Here is a 19004-nt window from a genome sequence, read left to right as displayed (position 1 = left end):
TTACTCTAGCGGTAGCCCGTGGGCCGCCATGAAATCATCCCGCCGCGGTGCAAAACTGTCGAGCAGTTTCCCCGCCTGCAAGCACAGGCAGGAGTGTTCGACGTTCGATGGGATGATCAACGCATCGCCGGGGTTCAGGATCTGCGTGTCGCCCCCAACGGTGAATTCGAACTGGCCAGAGGACACGAAGGTCGTCTGCACATGGGGGTGCGAATGCGGCACGCCGACGCCGTCCTTTTCGAACATGAACTCTACCATCATCAGCGCTTTGTCCTGACACAAGATGCGCCGCTGCGCGCCGGGGCCAGAGGTCATCCAACTCTGTGATGCGTCTGCTGTGGTGTCCATTGGTATGCCTCCCTCAGGCGTTTATCAGATGTAATAATTTGTAACCATTATTGGATGTTGTCAACAGATTTGGGTGAGAGGCTTGCCGTAGTCCGCAACGATCATCATAGGTTTTTGGGCCTAATCAGGTGGATATTCTACTGTTTTCTCGGGCTTTTCCGCTGGGGTCAAAGACCTTCGCGACTTACCAATCTCTATATTTGTAATAATTTGTATTGTCGCGCCCCGAGGTTTGCCCTAAGCAAGGGGACGGATAATGCAGTTGTTGGGCGTGCATCGCCGCCCTTGAACCCCATTGTGCATCGAAGGGAGACGCGGAGAGCACTGCTCGGTCAGGTTCCTCCGCAGAATTTTATATTCAGGAGACGATCATGGACCTCAAAGGGAAAACCGCAATTGTAACCGGCGGTGGCCGCGATATCGGCCGCGCCTGTGTGCTTGAGCTCGCGGCGCGGGGCGCGAATGTGGCGATTAACTATATGGCAAGCTCTGAAGGGGCCGACAGCGCGGTCGCCGAGATCAAGGCGGCGGGCGGCAATGCCTTCGCGCTGCAGGGCGATATGACCAAAGAGGCCGATGTTGCCGCGTTGGTAGAAAAGACCGTCAAGGAATTCGGACAGGTCGATACGCTTGTCCACGTCACGGGCGGGCTGGTCGCGCGGGTCACCATGTCGGAGATGACGCTGGATCACTGGCAGTCGGTCATGGACGTGAACCTGACATCCTTTGTGCTGATGGTGCGTGAATGTCTGCCCCATATGACCGAAGGGTCGTCGATTGTCGGGCTCGCGTCGCAGGCCGGTCGCGATGGCGGCGGGCCCGGTGCCTCGGCTTACGGCGCATCAAAGGGGGCGCTGATGACGCTGACGCGGGGTCTGGCGAAAGAGCTTGGTCCGAAAATCCGCGTGAATTCGCTTTGCCCGGGGATGATCGATACCGATTTCCACAACATCTTTACCAAACCCGAAGTGCGCACCCATGTGGCCAATGTCTCGCCCGTGAAACGCGAGGGGACTTCGGAAGATGTGGCCAAGCTGGCGGTGTTCCTTGCCTCGGATGATGCGGCGTTCATCACAGGTGCCAACGTCGATATCAACGGCGGCATGCTGTTTTCTTGACAACGACACGACCGGCGGCTGCGGATGCACGCGGCCGCCGGATTTTTGACAGAAGCTAAAGGGAACGCAGCATGGAACTGATGGGCAAACACCTGATCGCAGGCGAATGGACCGGCGCGGCAGAGCAATTTTCATCCGACCCCGCCGAAGGGGAGCCACGGATTTTCGCCGCCGGCACCGTTGATCTGGTCGACCGCGCCGCGCAGGCTGCCGAGGATGCGTTTGACGCCTACAGCGCCACCACAGCGCAGGATCGCGCGGCCTTCCTGAATGCGATCGCGGACGAGGTTGACGCCCGTATCGACACATTGGCCCTGATCGGCGCTCAGGAAACCGGCCTGCCAGACGCGCGTTTGCGCGGTGAAACAGGGCGCACCTCCGGGCAGCTGCGCATGTTCGCGACACATATCCTTGAAGGCAAGTTTCTGGACGCGCGCCATGATGCGGCCTTGCCGGATCGCACGCCTTTCCCGCGATCCGATTTGCGGATGATCCAGCGCCCGATTGGCCCTGTTGCGGTCTTCGGGGCGTCGAACTTCCCGCTCGCTTTCTCGACGGCAGGCGGGGATACGGCGTCGGCCTTGGCGGCGGGCTGTCCGGTGGTTGTCAGGGGGCACCACGCGCACCCCGGCACGGCAGAGGTCGTGGCCGCAGCGATTGCCGCCGCCATTACAGCTTGCGACATTCCCGCGGGAGTATTCTCGTTGATCCAGGGGGGCGGGCTAGAGGTCGGGCAGGCGCTGGTGCAGCATCCGTTGATCAAGGCCGTCGGCTTTACCGGATCACTGCGCGGCGGACGGGCGCTGTTTGATCTATGCGCGCAGCGGCCCGAACCCATTCCGTTTTTTGGCGAGCTGGGGTCGATCAACCCGGTCTTTGTACTGCCCGCCGCAGCCTCCGCCCGTGGCGCAGAGATCGGCGCGGGGTGGGCCGCGTCGTTGACGATGGGGGCAGGGCAGTTCTGCACGAACCCCGGCGTGGTGGTGGTCACTGACGGCCCCGGTGCCGATGCCTTCCGCGATGCCGCTGTCGCCGCCTTGCACGACAGCCCTGCCCAAACAACGCTGACGGCGGGGATTGCCGATGCCTATTTCGACGGGCGTGATCGTATCGCGCGCGCGGGGTGTACGCGCGCGCTCGTCTCTTCGGATCGGGGCGAGGCGCGTGGTGTCACCCCCGCTGTCTTCGAGGTCTCTGGCACCGATTGGCTGAACAGCGACGCGCTGGCGCATGAGGTCTTCGGGCCACTTGGCATTATCGTGCGTGTGGCCGATGCGGATGAGATGGCCGCGGTTGCCAAAGGGCTGGACGGGCAGCTGACCTGCACGTTGCAAATGGATGCAGGCGATACCGCTGCGGCCAAGGCCTTGATGCCGGTGCTAGAGCGCAAGGCGGGGCGGATATTGGCCAACGGCTTTCCCACGGGCGTGGAGGTCAGCGGCGCGATGGTCCACGGCGGGCCCTATCCCGCGTCGACCAACTTTGGCGCGACCTCGGTCGGGACGCTGGCGATCCGCCGTTTCCTGCGCCCTGTCTGCTACCAAGACCTTCCAGCAGAGCTGCTGCCGGTCGTTTGACCCTGTGCGGGGCAGCGGCGCTTGGGGGGTAAGCCGCTGATAAACTTGATGTATACAAATAATTACAAATAAACTTGACGCATTACAAATACTAACGACATATTTCACGTCAGGGAGAATCTGGTCAGGCACGTATCTGGTCAGGCAACAATCAGGGAGGACTACCATGTCATTTTTTACTAAGACAGCACAGCTTGTTTCGGGTGCCGCCGTTGCTGCGACGCTCTTTACCGCGACCGCGCAGGCCGAGACGGTTCTGCGGGGGGCCAGCATGTTCGACGAGGAACATGCCTTTACCAAAACACTGCGCAAATTCGAGGAACTGGTCGGCGAGAAATACGACGGCGATGTGACGTTTGACTTACGTCTGAACGGGGAGCTTGGCGTCGAAAGCGATTACGTCACCTTCCTGAACCAGGGTGTGGCGATTGACTATACGATCCTTGCGCCGTCCAACATGGCCAAGTTCGCCCCGTCCATCCCGCTGATGGACATGCCGTTCCTGTTCCGCGATCTGGATCACTGGAATGCGGTCCTGTCCAGCGATGTGCTTGCGCCGCTGGAGGACGAGCTGCTGGAGAAAGCCGATATCAAGATCGTGGGCTACACCGGCGGGGGCACGCGCAATCTGCTGTCCAAAAACCCTGTCGTGACCTTTGATGATCTGAAGGGACACAAGATGCGGGTCATGGGCGCGCCGATCCAGGCGCAGATCTTCCAGGCGTTGACAGCAGCCCCTTCGGCGATTGCCTATAACGAGGTTTACAACGCGATCCAGACCGGCGTCATCGCAGGGTTTGAAAACGAGGCCGCAAGCATTCAGAACCTCAAGTTCTACGAGGTGGCCCCGAACCTGACGCTCACGCGCCATTCGATCACCGTGCGCCCCATCGTGATGAGCGGCAAGACCTTCAACAGCCTGCCCGCAGACCTGCAGGCCGCCGTGCTTGAAGCAGGCGAAGAGGCAGGGGCCTTTGGCCGCGAGCTGGAATCGCGCGAGGACGGCGTAAAGCTGCAAGAGATGGTCGATGCCGGTCAGCTAACCGTGTCCGAATTCGAAAACCGCGACAAGATGCTGGAGATGGTCAAGCCGGTGCAGGATGCCTATGCCGCCGAGATCGGTGCATCGGAGCTGCTTGAAGCGGTCCGCGCCAAGTAATCCCCGCGGATGCCCCCTTGGGTTCTTGCGACCCGAGGGGGATTTTATTTTCACTCAAGTTGATCGGTAAGCACATGATCCTGCGTGGTCTGGAACTGCTCGCATCCTTGCTCCGCTTTGTTGTGGGGGTGCTGATGTTTTCACTGGCGATCCCCGTCGGCCTGCAGGTGATTGCGCGCTACACTGGGGTGATCCCCGTCTATTTATGGACCGAAGAGCTGGCCACGTTCATCTTTGTATGGGTTGTGATGCTCGGGTCTGCCCTGGCGGTGTGGGAGGGGACGCATTTCGACGTTCAGGTCATCCCCGGCGCCAAACATCCGCTGCTGGCGTTCTTGCAGCAAGCGCTGGTGCTTGGGCTGGTCGCGGGGTTTGCGCTGTTGTTCGCATGGTACGGCATTGATTACGCCAAATTCGGGGGCAACCAGACGTCGGTCATGATGCGTGCAAATCTGATGTTTACGCATATCTCTGTCCCGATCGCCGGTGTGCTTTGGGCGGTCTTTGCCCTTTACCGTTTGTATCAAGCATTTGCGGTCTACCGCACAGAGGGGCGGGCCGTATCATGATCGTTTCAACGGGCCTTGCCTGTCTTATTCTTGTCGGCGGTTTCATCCTGCTGGTGGCGTTGCGGGTGCCGGTCGCCTTTGCCTTGGGGATCGCGACAATTCCGATTGTGATGCTGGATATCCGGCTGACGCCCTTCATCGTCATCGACCGGATGTTCCAGTCGTATAACTCGTTCATCCTGCTTGCCGTGCCGTTCTTTCTGTTGGCGGCGAACCTGATGAATTCGGGGTTGATCACGCAAAAGCTGATTGATTTTGCCCGCGTGCTGACTGGCTGGATGCCCGGAGGGTTGGGGCATGTGAATGTCGCCGTGTCGATGCTGTTTGCCGGTATCTCGGGGTCGTCCACAGCGGATGCGGCGGGCTGCGGCAAGATCCTGATCCCCGCGATGGTCAAAGAAGGCTATGACACCCGTTTTGCCATCGCGATCACGGCCTGTTCGTCCGTGATGGGGGTGATCATTCCGCCCAGCATCCTCATGGTAGTCTGGGGCGGGGTCATGCAGATTTCGGTCGGCGCGCTGTTTCTGGCGGGGGCCATTCCCGGCTTGCTGATCGGTTTTGCCCTGATGGCGACGGTCTATGGCTATGCCAAAAAATACGACTACCCCGTCACTCTGCGGCCCACATTCGGGCAGTTCTGGTCGGCGTTCAAAGGCGCGGCGCTGGCGATGCTGACCCCGGTTCTGGTGATCGGCGGCATCGTGGGGGGCATTGTGACCCCCACCGAAAGCGCGATCATCGCGGCGGGCTATGCGTTGATCCTTGGGGTTTTTGTTTATCGTACCGTGTCGGTGCGGGATCTTGGCGGGATCTTCTATGACACGGGCCGTTTTGCGTCGATCTCGCTTTTTGCGATCGGGACGGCTTCGGCTTTTGGCTGGATGCTGGCGTTCTACAACGTGCCGCGTTTGATCGTAGACGTGCTGACCGCGCACGAGCTTGGCGTCATTGGCACGTCGCTGATCATTGCGGCGCTGTTCCTGTTTTTCGGTCTGTTCATCGATGCCATCCCGACCATTATCATTCTGGGTACGGTGCTTTTGCCCGTGGCGCGTGCGGCGGGGATTGATCCGGTAGCCTTTGCGATTATCGGGATCATCTCGCTGGCCTTTGGTCTGGTGACGCCGCCCTATGGCTTGTGTCTGCTGATCTCTGCGTCGATCGGGGGGATGAATGTGGTCAAGGTGCTGCGGGATGTCTGCATCATTCTGGCCCCGATGCTGGTGATCTTGTTGCTGGTCATTCTCTTTCCTCAGATCGCCCTGTGGCTGCCGCGCACGCTCATGCCGATGTCATTCCAATGACCCGTCGGCGCAGACATCTGATCGAATAGGATATCCCATGAAAGAAACATGGCGCTGGTTTGGCCCCACTGATCCGGTCACGCTTACCCATATCAAGCAGGCAGGCGCGTCGGGCATTGTGACCGCTTTGCACGACTACGCCCCCGGCGAGGTCTGGCCGCTGAGGGATATCACTGCCCTTCAGGCGCGGATCGAGGAGGCCGGCCTGAGCTGGGATGTATGCGAGTCGATCTGGATGCCGGACGCGATCAAGCTGAAGGGTGCCGGTGCCACGGCAGAGATCGCGGCATGGATCGAGACGATGCGCAATCTGGCGCGCGCGGGCGTCCAGACGATCTGCTACAACTTCATGCCGCTGCTGGACTGGACCCGCACCGATCTGCGCTTCGAGATCGACGGGCAGGGGCAGGCCTTGCGTTTTGACATGGTGGATTTCGTGGTGTTCGACGTGCATATCCTTGCGCGCCCGAACGCCCAGGCCGACCACGCCCCCGATCTGCTGGCCGCAGCGCAGATGCGGTGGGGGCATATGACAAAGCCCGAGATCGCCGCGTTAGAGGCGAATATCATCGCAGGGCTCCCCGGTAGCGCGAAAGGGTTTACGCGGGCGGATCTGCTGGCGGGCATCGAAAGTTTCGCATCCCTGTCGCACCACGACCTTCAAGCCAATCTGGCCGCGTTCCTGAGCGTCGTCGTGCCAGAGGCAGAGGCCTTGGGGGTGCGGCTTGCCATCCATCCCGATGATCCGCCGTTCCCGCTTTTCGGTTTGCCGCGCTGCGTTTCGACCGCGCAGGATCTGGCGTTTATTCTTGATGCGGTGCCGAGTGCTGCGAACGGGCTGACCTTCTGTACCGGATCACTGGGGGCCCGCGCGGATAATGATCTGCCCGACATGGCCCGCCGCTTTGGCGCGCATATCCACTTTGCCCATTTGCGCAATGTGCAGCGCGAGGGGGATGGCAGCTTTCATGAAGCCGCAGCGCTTGGGGGGAGCACCGATATGATTGCGGTCCTCGCGGCCCTGCGCGCGGCAGAACAGGGGCAGCCCGCCCGCGCTATCCCCATGCGGCCGGATCACGGTCACCTGCTGGCGTTCGAACAGCAGCAGAAAACAAATCCGGGCTATTCCTATCTGGGGCGGCTCAAAGGATTGGCGGAGCTCAGAGGCGCCTTGGCCGCGCTGGACCATTCAGACATCGGATCAAAACACGCAAGGCAGGTGCAATGACCTCACTTCTTGGCATCGGCGAATGCATGATCGAACTGTCGTCGGCGGGCGGCGACCTGTGGCGGCAACGATTTTCCGGCGATGTGTTCAACGCCCTGTGGTACGCGCGGGCGCATTCCGCCGATGATGCGGATGTCGCCTTTCACACCGCTGTCGGCACGGACCCTATGTCGGACCAGATGCTGGCCTTTATCCAGTTGGGTGGGATCCGCTGTGCGGAGACGCCGCGCATCGCCGATCGGCGCCCCGGTCTGTATACGATCCAGCTGAACGGGGCCGAGCGCAGCTTTACCTATTGGCGCGACACATCGGCGGCGCAGATGATGGTGCGCCACCCCGGCCCGCTTTGGCGCGATGTGGCAGGGGCGGATGTGGTCTATTTCTCGGGCATCACGCTGGCGATCCTGCCGCCCGACGACCTAGAGACACTGCTGGCCGGTTTGGTAGAGCATAAAAAGCAAGGCGGGCTTTTGGCGTTTGATCCGAATATCCGGCCTCACCTCTGGGCGGATAAAGACCGGATGCTTGATGTCATATCGCGGGCCGCGGGGCTGAGCGATCTTGTACTGCCAAGTTTCGACGATGAAACAACGGCCTTTGGCGACCGGACACCGCAGGACAGCGCGAAACGTTATGCCGATCTGGGGGCCGGGCATGTTGTGGTCAAGAACGGGCCTGCGGATACGATCCACCTGCAGGACGGCCAGTTGACGGCTTTCCCCGTGGCGCCGGTCAGCGACATTATCGATACGACAGCCGCCGGAGATTCCTTTAACGGCGCCTATATTGCGTGCCTTCTGCGCGGCTTGCCGACCGAGGACGCTATATCGGCCGCGCAGAGATGTGCGGGGCAGGTGATCAGGCATAAGGGTGCCATTATCTCGCGCAATGATCTGGGGCTGGTCTGACAGAGCGCGCGCACCCGCCGATAGATTGCCCCCTGGAATTGCCGCCAAGCCCGTGCCGCATTTGATCTAGATCAAGGCGCCGCCCCTGCCGCCATGAGAACCGTGTCCCGAAATAAAGGGGATTCGGGATATGTTCGATACGCTCAAGTTGGTCGTGCTTGCGCTCATTGTGTTTTTCGCAGCTTTGGCGGCCGATTGGGCGCGGGATCCGGCCTATATGGTCCATGCGCTGCTGATCATGGTGATCGCCGCCGGCCTGTTCTTCTGGCAACTGCGCAATATGCCGGTCGACGGTGTCGCCGCGCCCCACGCGCCAGCGCCGCAGGGCTATATGGACGGGCCGATCCGCTATGGCGTGATTGCCACGGCGTTCTGGGGTGTTGTCGGGTTCCTTGCGGGGACATACATCGCCTTTCAACTCGCCTTTCCCGCGCTGAATATCGAATGGGCGCAGCCCTATGCCAACTTTGGCCGTCTGCGTCCGCTGCACACCAGCGCGGTGATCTTCGCCTTTGGCGGCAACGCCCTGATCGCCTCTTCTTTTTACATCGTGCAACGTACGTCGGCGGCACGGCTTTGGGGCGGCAACGCTGCTTGGTTTGTTTTCTGGGGCTATCAGTTGTTCATCGTGCTGGCAGCGACGGGCTATCTGCTGGGGGCGACCCAATCGAAGGAATATGCCGAGCCGGAATGGTATGTCGACATCTGGCTGACCATCGTCTGGCTGACCTACCTCGCCGTGTTCTTCGGTACGATCCTGAACCGGCGCGAGCGTCATATCTATGTGGCGAACTGGTTCTTTCTGGCTTTCATCATCACCGTGGCCATGCTGCATGTGGTCAACAACCTCGCCATTCCGGTGTCGATCTGGGGCTCCAAATCGGTGCAGGTCTTTGCGGGCGTGCAGGATGCCATGACGCAGTGGTGGTACGGGCATAACGCCGTGGGCTTCTTCCTGACCGCCGGTTTTCTGGGCATGATGTACTACTTTGTCCCGAAACAGGCAGGCCGTCCGGTCTATAGCTACAAACTGTCGATCATCCACTTCTGGGCGCTGATCTTTCTGTATATCTGGGCGGGTCCGCACCACCTGCATTACACCGCCTTGCCCGATTGGGCGGCGACGCTGGGGATGGTGTTTTCAATCATCCTGTGGATGCCCAGTTGGGGCGGCATGATCAACGGCCTGATGACGCTCGAAGGCGCATGGGACAAGATCCGCACCGATCCGATCATCCGCATGTTTGTCGCCTCGCTCGCCTTCTATGGGATGTCGACCTTTGAGGGGCCGATGATGTCGATCCGCGCGGTGAACAGCCTTAGCCACTACACCGACTGGACCATCGGGCACGTGCATTCCGGCGCGCTTGGCTGGAACGGGCTGATCACCTTCGGCGCGCTGTATTTCCTGACACCGCGGCTTTGGGGGCGGGCGCAGATGCATTCGCTGTCGGCGATCAACCTGCACTTCTGGCTCGCGACCGTGGGCATCGTTCTTTACGCGGCGTCGATGTGGGTCTCGGGCATTATGGAGGGGCTGATGTGGCGCGAGGTCGATACCAATGGCTTCCTTGTCAACAGCTTTGCCGACACCGTCGAAGCCAAATTCCTGATGTATGTGGTCCGTGGTCTGGGCGGGGTGCTCTACCTCGCGGGGGGTGCGGTGATGGTCTGGAACATGTGGATGACCATCCGCGCCCCGCAAGCCCGCCCCGTCACCGTCGCCCTGCCAGCGGAGTAAGATCAATGGCCAAGAACCCCCAAAGCCCCAACTATGACCCCGCTGACGATCCCAAGGTGGTGACCGCCAGCGAAGGGATGAAAAAGGGCAAAATCCCCAACGAGCTGCCGCCCGAGACGCAGACGATCACCTTTCACCAGCGGTTTGAACGCAATGCGACGCTGCTGCTGATCGCCTCTCTCGGGGTGGTCAGTATTGGCGGGATCATCGAGATCGCGCCGCTGTTCTGGCTGGAGAACACGATCGAGAAGGTCGAGGGCATGCGCCCCTATTCGCCGCTGGAACTGGCGGGGCGCGAGATCTACGTGCGCGAGGGCTGCTATGTCTGCCACAGCCAGATGATCCGCCCGATGCGCGACGAGACGGAGCGTTATGGCCATTACAGCCTCGCCGCCGAATCCATGTATGACCACCCGTTTCAATGGGGCTCGAAACGCACCGGTCCGGATCTGGCGCGGGTCGGTGGGCGCTATTCGGACGAGTGGCATGTGGACCACCTGATGGACCCGCAGTCGGTCGTGCCGGAAAGCGTGATGCCGAAATACGCCTTTCTGATGGAGGCCAAGCTGGACAGCGAGGATGTGACCGATCTGCTGGCGACCCACCGCATGGTTGGCGTGCCCTACACCGACGAGATGATCGCCAGCGCGAGCGGAGATTTCCGCATGCAGGTTGACCCGATGGGGGATTATGACGCGCTGCTTGACCGCTACCCCGGTGCGCAGGTGCGCGACTTTGACGGGCAGCCCGGTGTCAGCGAGATGGATGCCCTGATCGCCTATCTGCAAATGCTCGGGACGTTGGTCGATTTCTCGACCTTTGTGCCCGATGCCACCCGCTGAGGAGCTTGCCATGGACACCTATTCCTTCTTGCGTGAACTGGCTGATAGCTGGGCGCTCTTGATCCTGACGTTGATCTTTCTGGGGGTCATTGCTTGGGCCTATCGCCCCGGCTCGCGCGCGCTGCATGATGACGCGGCGGATGTGCCGTTTCGCAACGACGACCCCGACCAAGCCCGCCAAGACGGAGCCCGCCAATGACCGACAACCGCAAGATCGACCCCACCACCGGCACCGAAACCACGGGCCACAGCTGGGATGGCATCGAAGAGCTGAACACGCCCTTGCCGCGGTGGTGGCTTTGGACCTTCTACGCCACCATCGTCTGGGGCGTGATCTATACCATCCTCTATCCCGCATGGCCTTTGGTTTCGGGGGCGACGGCGGGGTTGCTGGGCTATTCCACCCGTGGCGAGGTCGCGGCTGAAATCGCGCGTGTCGATCAGTCGAATGCCGATCTGACGGAAAGCCTGATCAACGTCGATATGGGGGTTCTGAAAGGCAACGAAGAACTGCACCGTTTCGCCGTGCAGGCGGGGCGTTCGGTCTTTGCGGCGAATTGTTCGCAATGTCATGGCGCCGGGGCAGGGGGTGTGGTGGCCTCGGGCTATCCGAACCTTCTGGACGATGACTGGCTTTGGGGCGGTACGATGGCCGAGATCGCCTATACCGTGCGCCACGGCATCCGCAACGAGGATGACGCCGACGCGAGGGTGTCGCAGATGCCGTCCTTTGACTGGCTGGGCGCTGCGGAGCTGGACGCCACGGCCCATTTCGTACGCAGCCTTTCCGGGCTCGCGCATGACGAGGCAGCGGCCCAAGCGGGTGCGGATATCTTCGCCACGAATTGCAGCGCGTGCCACGGTGAAACGGGCCTTGGGGATCGCGAGATCGGCGCGCCAAACCTTGCCGATGCGATCTGGCTGCGCGGCGGCAGTCACGAAGCGATCATCCAACAGCTGAAAACGCCGCGCATGGGGGTCATGCCGCCCTGGCAGGCGCGTTTGGGCGAAGCCGATGTGCGCGCTGTGACGGCCTATGTGCACGGTCTGGGCGGGGGGGAGGCCGCGATGGACACGGCCCAAGATACGCCTGCCGACTGAGCCGCCGCACGACAAGACCTGTTGTTTGATGCAGATCAAAGCGGCCTGCGCACCACGGGTGTAGGCCGCAAGACGTAACCCCGGAGCCCCCCGCCCATGTCCAACGCCGCCCCCCCGCTTTTCGCCGCGCGCGAGCCGATCTTCCCCCGCCGGGTGAGCGGCTTTTTCCGCCGGCTCAAGTGGGTTATCCTGATCCTCACGCTGGGGGTCTATTACGTTACCCCGTGGCTCCGTTGGGACCGAGGGCCGAACCTGCCGGATCAAGCGGTTCTGGTCGATCTTGCGAACCGCCGTTTTCATTTCTTCTGGATCGAGATCTGGCCGCATGAGTTCTATTTCGTCGCCGGACTGCTGATCATGGCGGGGCTGGGGCTGTTCCTGTTCACCTCTGCCTTGGGTCGGGTCTGGTGTGGCTATGCCTGCCCGCAAACCGTCTGGTCTGACCTCTTCATGACTGTGGAGCGCTGGATCGAGGGCGACCGCAACGCGCGTATCCGCCTGCACAATGCGCCGTGGAGCCTGCGCAAGGCGCGGTTGCGGGGGGCGAAATGGGGGGTCTGGTTGCTGATCGCGGTGGCGACGGGCGGGGCTTGGGTCTTTTACTTTGCCGATGCGCCCACATTGGCGCGCGACCTCGTGACCCTGCAAGCCGCCCCCGTGGCCTATGCCACCATCGCCGTGCTCACTGCCACGACCTTTATCTTTGGTGGCTTCATGCGCGAACAGATCTGCATTTACATGTGCCCTTGGCCCCGCATCCAAGGCGCGATGATGGACCCCGGCACGCTGACCGTCGGCTACCGCAAATGGCGGGGGGAGCCGCGCGGGAAGGGTGGGGTGAAGCGCCAGCAAGCCGCCGCCGCCGCGATTGGGAGCGGCGATGCCGTGGCGCGCTATGGTGCCGCGCTGGACATAAACTCCGCCGGAGACCGCCAGTCGCGCAGCGGCGACGTGCTGGGGGATTGTATCGATTGCAACGCCTGTGTCGCCGTCTGCCCGATGGGGATCGATATCCGCGAGGGTCAGCAGATGGAGTGTATTACCTGCGCCCTCTGCATCGACGCCTGTGACGATGTGATGGCCAAGATCGGGCGGCCACGGGGGCTGATCGACTATCTCGCACTGGATGACGAACCGCCAACCGCCCCGCAACAAAGCGCCGCAGTCGCGGGGTATGCCGACGCCCCCGCCGGTGACGTTGCCGGTGCCACGCTGCCCCCGTGGCAGCCCAAGCCGCTTTGGCAGCATATCTTTCGACCCCGAACGATTGTGTACACGACGGCATGGGCCGCCATCGGTGTGGCGCTGGTCGTCGCGCTTTTTATCCGGCCCGAGATCGACATGACCATCGCGCCGGTGCGCAACCCGACCTTTGTCACCCTGTCGGACGGGTCCATCCGCAACGCCTATGACATCCGCCTGCGCAACAAACACAACGAAGCGCGGGATTTCAGAGTGTCGCTGGTGGCTGACAGCCCCTTGGAACTGGCGGTAGAGGGCGCAAGTAACGCCGTGGTCAACGTGCCCGCTGACACCAGCCGGTTGCAACGTGTCTATGTGATCGCCCCGCCGCAGACCCCCGCCGCCCGCGCGCAGCGCAGTGACCTGCGCCTTTGGGTCGAAGATGTCACCTCGGGCGAGCGGGCCTATGGCAATACAATTTTCAACGGAAAGGAAGGATCTGATGAGCGTGGTACAGACTGAACGCCCGCTGACCGGCTGGCATGTGCTGGCGATGTTTATCGGCGGCTTTTCGATCATCATCTCGGTGAACCTCGCGCTGGCGTTCAACGCGGTGCGGACTTTCCCCGGCAAAGAGACCGAGTCGAGCTATGTCGCCTCGCAGAACTTCGACACCGACCGCGCCGCACAGGAAGCTTTGGGCTGGACCGTGCGGACGGCGCTGACCGACACGACGCTTAGGCTTTCTGTGACAGATGGGGGCAATCGCGTGGTAAGGCCCGAGATCATCTTTGCCACATTGGGACGCGCAACAACGGTAGCGGATGACATCACGCCGGAATTCAGCTGGGACGGCACCGCATGGGTTGCCCCCGTCACGTCGGGCCCCGGCAACTGGAACCTGCGGATAGAGATGCGGGCCGCTGACGGCACGCTCTTTCGGCGCCGCATCCCGCTGCGGGGCCTGCGATGACTGTCGCTGCCTGTCCGGGCTGTATCGCGCTGGCCCCATCGGTCGATACCGCGCGCAAGGGCGTGCCCGACACCGAGGCGGCAGTCTACCTTGCGCTGCCGCAGATCCGCTGTGCCGCCTGTATTGCGGGGGTCGAAGGGGTATTGGCCAAGCTGCCCTCTGTGAAAGCGGCCAGAGTAAACCTGAGCGCCAAGCGGGTTCGCCTTGTGCTCGCCCCCGGGTGTGACGTCAGCACTGCCCTTCAGGCCTTGAACGACGCAGGCTTTGACGCGCATGAGTTGGACGCGACCGCCCTGCGCCCCGCCAATGACGACGCGGGGCGGCGCCTGCTGGCCCGTGCTGCGGTGGCGGGCTTTGCGATGATGAATGTGATGGCAATCTCTGTCGCGGTCTGGTCGGGGGCCGGGGATGTGACACGGGTGATGTTCCACTGGGTCTCGGCCGCAATAGCACTGCCCGCGCTGGCGTTTTCTGCGGTGCCTTTCTTTGCCTCGGCATGGGGTGCCTTGCGGGCGGGGCGGGTGAACATGGATGTACCCATTGCGCTGGCGATCCTGCTGGCCGCTGCGACATCGCTTTATGAAACCTTTGCGGCCCGCGGGGCGCATACATGGTTTGATGCCGCGCTGTCGCTCACGTTTTTCTTGCTGGTGGGGCGGTATCTTGAACACCGCGCGCGGGCGACGGCGCGTTCTGCCGCAGCAGAGCTGACGGCGCTGGAACTGCCGCGCGCCACCCGATTGACCGCGACAGGGCGCGAAACCGTGGATGTCGCCGTGCTGATGCCGGACGACCGGATCGCATTGGCCGCAGGGGCCCGTGCGCCTGTGGACGGCATAGCTGAAATCGCCGCAATGGTGGACCGCTCTGCCCTGACCGGAGAGGCGGACCCCGTCGCTTTGGCCGCAGGGGATCTGGCCTGCGCGGGCGAAGTGATCCTTGGTGCACCGCTGACACTGCGGGCCACGCATCGCGCCGAAGACAGCACCCTGCGCCGTTTGGCGGCCCTCGTCGAGGTCGCAGAGACCGGCAAGCACCGCTACAGCGGGATCGCGGACCGCGCCGCGCGGCTTTATGCGCCGGTGGTGCATGGTTTGGCCGCGGTGGCTTTCGCGGTCTGGTGGGCACTGACGGGGGATCTGCATCACGCCATTGCGGTGGCCACCGCGACGTTGATCATTACCTGCCCCTGCGCCCTGGCGCTTGCCATTCCGGCAGTGACGGCGGCGATGACGGGGCGGCTGTTCCGCGCGGGCGTGCTGCTGAAATCGCCCACGGCGCTGGAACGGCTGGCTGACATCGACACGGTCGTTTTTGACAAAACCGGCACGCTGACCGAAGGGGTGGCTGTTCTTCCCGCGCTTGATCCCGACGCCGCGTCAGTTGCCTTGAGCTTGGCCCAAGCGTCGAACCACCCCGCGTCCCGAGCGCTGGCGGCGTCCCTTGCGGGGCGGGCTCCTGCCGAATTGCGCGACGTGGTCGAGGTCGCAGGAAAGGGGGTCACCGGCCTTTGGAATGGTGTGCCCGTGGGGCTGGCGCGCGGTGAGGACGGGCCCGAGCTTCATCTACCCGATCGGTGCATCCCCCTGCCGCTGACCGAGACCCCGCGCCCCGGCACCGTCGCCTTGATCGCCGCGCTTCGCGCCGGCGGGTGGCAGGTCGCGATGATCACCGGAGACACATCGGCCCGCGCCGCCGCCCTTGCCGCAAAGCTTGGGATTGATCAAATACATGCCGGTGTCTTGCCGCACGAGAAAGTCGATCTGGTGCGTGGCATGGCCGAACAGGGCAGGCGGGTGCTGATGGTGGGTGACGGGCTGAATGACACCGCAGCGCTTGCCGCCGCTCATGCATCGCTCGCCCCCGGTTCAGCGCTGGACGCGGCAAGGGTCGCCTCGGACGGGGTCATTCTGGGGGGCACTCTCGGCACCATTGCGCCGACCCTGAGCCTGGCACGTCGGGCGCGCAGCCGTATCAAGCAGAACCTCGCCCTCGCCGCCGCCTATAACTGCGTGGCGATCCCGGTCGCGGTCATGGGCTTTGCCACACCGCTGATGGCGGCGGCGGTTATGTCTTCGTCCTCCATCCTTGTCGTCCTGAATGCGCTGCGTCGATGAATATTCTGATTGTCCTCATCCCCGTTTCCATATGCCTCGGCGCAGCAGGGCTGATCGCCTGTCTGTGGACATTACGCAGTGGTCAGTACGAAGACCTGGAGGGCGATGCCGCGCGTATCTTGCTGGAGGATGACATGTGTGTTGAAGGTGAAGAGGGGTAGAGCTGGGCTTAGGACGCGTGTCACAGCCGACCACGCCGCAGCGGATCTGATGGCCGCTCCCGCCCTCGGCCCCATAAGGATCACGAGGGGCGAGAATAATCATCTTAGATTGCCGTGTGAGGTGACTGTTGATAGAAGCCGGTAGTCGCACGCCATCTGTCCGGAGGGGCTCCTCATACTGTCGATCATCATCAACGTCGCTTCGGCTCGGGACCGTATGGCCTTTATGGCGCAACAGATGGATGCGCTAGGTCTACCCTATCAACGGCTCGAAGCCGTTACCCCCGATGCGCAGAGCGGATCGCATAACGCGGCCTATTGGGCCAGTTGGCAACGCCCCCTTAAGGAAACCGAGAAGGCTTGTTTTCTGAGCCACGTAGCAGCATGGGAGCGTGTTGCGGCTTTGGGGGAACCTGCGTTGATCCTTGAGGACGATGTCGTGCTTTCTCGTGCGACGCCGATAATGCTCAAGTCCTGTCGCGGGCTGGTGGATGTCGACCATCTGACGCTTGAGGTACGCCAGCGTCGGAAGATTGTCGCCAAAGACGCACAACCGCTGACAGACGACCACGTTATGCGCCGTCTCTATCAGGATCGCAGCGGTGCCGCCGCATATGTGCTATGGCCGTCAGGGGCGGCAAAACTGTTGCAGCGTGCAAAGACACAGGCAGCACTTGCCGATGCGATGATCTGTGGTGCTTACGAGCTTAAGAGCTATCAGGTCGAACCGGCCTGCGCGATCCAGATCGACCAAGCGGAGGCTTACGGCGTAGCTGTCGGGCTTAAGACACATTCGCTGATCGGGGCCGGTGTACCGACACGGCAGCCAACCACCGCGAGGTTCAAGCTGCGCCGCATCGCCGCCCAACTTCGCATGGGCATGCAGGCCTTGCTGCATGCCGTGGATGCCGAACGCCGCGAGATATCGTTGTCACCCGCCGAGTTTTATACGGTCCCCCAAGGGCCGCGGCGCTAAGCCCTTTACCACCAGCTTGTTTTTTCCCGTTTGTGCTGTGCCTTGAAGCGCGCAAACGCGGTGTCATTGATCTGCAGCCGCGCCCAGATTTCCTGGAAAATGGGCCCGACGGGATCAAGCGCCATAAACGGTTCCATCCTCCAGACCATATTGCGCAGGGTGTCATCCGTTCCGACGGTAAAGCAGGACATGCCTTCGAAAAGCGGAATGAGCCGGTGTTGAACATCCTCGACATGTGCTGGAGCCATCGTGGTGGCCAAGGTATCCGTCAGATACCGTTCACTTTCGTACATTTTAACTGTGTTGACGACCGCGCTTGTCATCATGGCAACCGCGCGCACCGCCATATCGCTATCATGGGCCGCAAATGTGTCGGTGGCTGAGACAAGCCAGCGGATATTCAGTTTCTCCCGCAGGAAGTCCCCCTCGGCCATCCACAGGGTGCGGAATTTCTGATAGGTTTCAGCCAGGTTGTGGTCGCGCCGGATCAGCACGATCAACTCTGCATGATAAAGCAGCAGCGCAGACTGCCCCGAAAATTCCGTCCTTAGATTTTGCAGATGCAGGTCGATGGATTTCGCTGACCCTCGCGTCTGAACCGGATCGCCCGCGTCAATCATCGTCGCTTTGAGCTCGGCTAGATTATGTTCCGCCGTCGCATGCCTGCGCGCGCCCCAGCGTTTGCGATGCTGGTTGAGGGATAAAAACCGTCTAAGCCGTCCGGGTTTCTTTCGCATTGGTCTCGCTTTTCCTATCGATTTAGTGGCGCAACACTCCGTAAAGACGCAGTACATCAAACCGCCGACGTAGTCTTCGGCTTTTTAGGAAGGGTCTGAGAAGCCGGTATTTCAGCGCCATCTTCCCTTGGTCAAAGCGCCCCGGAATATCGGAGTCCTTGTCAGTTTGCGTCACAATAGGTCGGGCTAAAAAGCCCTGCCGCAGCATGCCCGGGGCGTGCCGCCAAACGAGATCGACCGGAAAGAAGAGGTGCTCGGTGGTCTGCAGAAACGCCTCTGCCGCACGACGTGAAACGATGTACCCGCTTCCCAGTAGCGGTGCCGGATCACATTCACACGCCACATGGCCGTTGGGGAGCGGATGAAGGTGAAAAATCCGCCAACGCCTACGCCATTCAAGCCTGCGCCATAGGCGACGCCGTGACCGTTCAAACACCGTTGGGCGTGTTCTAACTGCGTCGTTCGCAAGTTGACTGAGTGTCTCTTCATCCAGCGTGTAGGTGTAGGGCGCGTTAGAGGAGAGATTCAAGAAATCCAGGCCAAGGCCGGGCATTTGCTTCTGAACCATCTCCAACTCCGGTGCGATATCAATATCATCTTCAATGATCAGTGCATATTCTTCGTCTGTTTCAAGAAACTGCCGCCAAACGGCGATGTGCGAGGCTGCGCAAGCAATTTCACCGCGAACGGGCTGTTTTTTTTGATTAATTACAAATAGGTGTGGCTTTAAATCTGGGAGCTTCGCATCTTCGTCCTGCCCGTCGACGGCGCGGAAGATTTTGAATGGCAATCCTAGGTCAGCCATCTTTCGCGAAACCTCCGACAGTCGGTCAGGACGCCGCTCTAGGTTGATCAGGTAAGTATCCACAGAGTTCCTCGTTATTTACAACTGGACAGTATCCAGTACCTTTATTTTTCCAGCTAGAGCTTGTGTGGCCAAAACCTTGATCGGACCAGATA

At 61.5% G+C, this 19004-nt stretch carries 19 protein-coding genes; 16 read left to right on the top strand and 3 right to left on the bottom strand.

Annotated features, from left to right (window positions below):
- Positions 1-348, bottom strand: coding sequence for a cupin domain-containing protein (locus tag ABM428_RS16565; RefSeq protein WP_353628578.1), 348 nt, complete (start codon positions 346-348; stop codon positions 1-3).
- A gap of 371 nt (positions 349-719) precedes the next feature.
- Here ABM428_RS16565 and ABM428_RS16560 point away from each other — a divergent pair, with 371 nt between their 5' ends.
- The 16 genes from ABM428_RS16560 (at position 720) to ABM428_RS16485 (ending at position 17307) form a co-directional block, all read left to right on the top strand.
- On the top strand, positions 720-1466 hold the full coding sequence (locus ABM428_RS16560; protein ID WP_005848946.1) for an SDR family NAD(P)-dependent oxidoreductase: 747 nt from the start codon (positions 720-722) through the stop codon (positions 1464-1466).
- A gap of 71 nt (positions 1467-1537) precedes the next feature.
- Positions 1538-3043 carry an aldehyde dehydrogenase (NADP(+)) gene (locus ABM428_RS16555; RefSeq protein ID WP_353628577.1) on the top strand — a complete coding sequence of 502 codons (1506 nt, stop codon included), beginning with the start codon at positions 1538-1540 and terminating at the stop codon, positions 3041-3043.
- 166 nt (positions 3044-3209) lie between these two features.
- Complete coding sequence (locus tag ABM428_RS16550; RefSeq protein ID WP_353628576.1) at positions 3210-4202, top strand: TRAP transporter substrate-binding protein; 993 nt, start codon at positions 3210-3212, stop codon at positions 4200-4202.
- Positions 4203-4276: 74 nt separating this feature from the next.
- Positions 4277-4771, top strand: coding sequence for a TRAP transporter small permease (locus ABM428_RS16545; protein ID WP_005848940.1), 495 nt, complete (start codon positions 4277-4279; stop codon positions 4769-4771).
- Positions 4768-6078 (top strand): TRAP transporter large permease, encoded by a 1311-nt coding sequence (locus ABM428_RS16540; protein WP_132998002.1) that lies wholly within the window; start codon positions 4768-4770, stop codon positions 6076-6078. The genes ABM428_RS16545 and ABM428_RS16540 overlap by 4 nt, the downstream gene beginning before the upstream one ends.
- Positions 6079-6115: 37 nt before the next feature.
- Positions 6116-7306, top strand: coding sequence for a mannonate dehydratase (gene uxuA / locus ABM428_RS16535; RefSeq protein ID WP_353628575.1), 1191 nt, complete (start codon positions 6116-6118; stop codon positions 7304-7306).
- Entirely contained in the window at positions 7303-8214 is a 912-nt protein-coding gene (locus ABM428_RS16530; protein WP_132998000.1) for a sugar kinase, read from the top strand. Before uxuA ends, ABM428_RS16530 begins: the two co-directional genes overlap by 4 nt.
- Before the next feature lie 130 nt (positions 8215-8344).
- Positions 8345-9955: a cytochrome-c oxidase, cbb3-type subunit I gene (ccoN, locus tag ABM428_RS16525; protein ID WP_132997999.1), complete on the top strand. Its 1611-nt coding sequence runs from the start codon at positions 8345-8347 to the stop codon at positions 9953-9955.
- 5 nt (positions 9956-9960) lie between these two features.
- Positions 9961-10797: a cytochrome-c oxidase, cbb3-type subunit II gene (gene ccoO / locus ABM428_RS16520; RefSeq protein WP_005848931.1), complete on the top strand. Its 837-nt coding sequence runs from the start codon at positions 9961-9963 to the stop codon at positions 10795-10797.
- A 10-nt stretch (positions 10798-10807) separates the two neighbouring features.
- Entirely contained in the window at positions 10808-10996 is a 189-nt protein-coding gene (locus tag ABM428_RS16515; RefSeq protein WP_005848929.1) for a CcoQ/FixQ family Cbb3-type cytochrome c oxidase assembly chaperone, read from the top strand.
- Entirely contained in the window at positions 10993-11898 is a 906-nt protein-coding gene (gene ccoP / locus ABM428_RS16510) for a cytochrome-c oxidase, cbb3-type subunit III (protein ID WP_353628574.1), read from the top strand. Before ABM428_RS16515 ends, ccoP begins: the two co-directional genes overlap by 4 nt.
- A 96-nt stretch (positions 11899-11994) precedes the next feature.
- The gene (ccoG, locus tag ABM428_RS16505) at positions 11995-13602 is read left to right on the top strand and encodes a cytochrome c oxidase accessory protein CcoG (RefSeq protein ID WP_353628573.1); all 1608 of its coding nucleotides are present in this window, start codon (positions 11995-11997) and stop codon (positions 13600-13602) included.
- A complete protein-coding gene (locus ABM428_RS16500; protein WP_184583910.1) occupies positions 13583-14053 on the top strand; it encodes a FixH family protein in 471 nt (156 codons plus the stop codon). The genes ccoG and ABM428_RS16500 overlap by 20 nt, the downstream gene beginning before the upstream one ends.
- Positions 14050-16170 (top strand): heavy metal translocating P-type ATPase, encoded by a 2121-nt coding sequence (locus ABM428_RS16495; protein WP_353628572.1) that lies wholly within the window; start codon positions 14050-14052, stop codon positions 16168-16170. The genes ABM428_RS16500 and ABM428_RS16495 overlap by 4 nt, the downstream gene beginning before the upstream one ends.
- Positions 16167-16331, top strand: coding sequence for a cbb3-type cytochrome oxidase assembly protein CcoS (gene ccoS / locus ABM428_RS16490; RefSeq protein ID WP_288960107.1), 165 nt, complete (start codon positions 16167-16169; stop codon positions 16329-16331). Before ABM428_RS16495 ends, ccoS begins: the two co-directional genes overlap by 4 nt.
- A 154-nt stretch (positions 16332-16485) precedes the next feature.
- Complete coding sequence (locus ABM428_RS16485; RefSeq protein WP_353628607.1) at positions 16486-17307, top strand: glycosyltransferase family 25 protein; 822 nt, start codon at positions 16486-16488, stop codon at positions 17305-17307.
- A gap of 5 nt (positions 17308-17312) precedes the next feature.
- On the opposite strand, the gene ABM428_RS16480 is transcribed toward ABM428_RS16485, so the two are convergent.
- Together ABM428_RS16480 and ABM428_RS16475 are read right to left on the bottom strand one after the other, a co-directional pair.
- On the bottom strand, positions 17313-18044 hold the full coding sequence (locus ABM428_RS16480) for a hypothetical protein (protein ID WP_132997993.1): 732 nt from the start codon (positions 18042-18044) through the stop codon (positions 17313-17315).
- Between the two features lie 22 nt (positions 18045-18066).
- Positions 18067-18912: a glycosyltransferase family 25 protein gene (locus tag ABM428_RS16475; RefSeq protein WP_353628571.1), complete on the bottom strand. Its 846-nt coding sequence runs from the start codon at positions 18910-18912 to the stop codon at positions 18067-18069.
- Between the last annotated feature and the right edge of the window lie 92 nt (positions 18913-19004).

This window comes from Sulfitobacter sp. TCYB15 (genome assembly GCF_040435955.1).
GTDB classification, from domain to species: Bacteria; Pseudomonadota; Alphaproteobacteria; order Rhodobacterales; family Rhodobacteraceae; genus Sulfitobacter; species Sulfitobacter pontiacus.
This window is presented reverse-complemented; position numbering and strand designations above follow the sequence as displayed.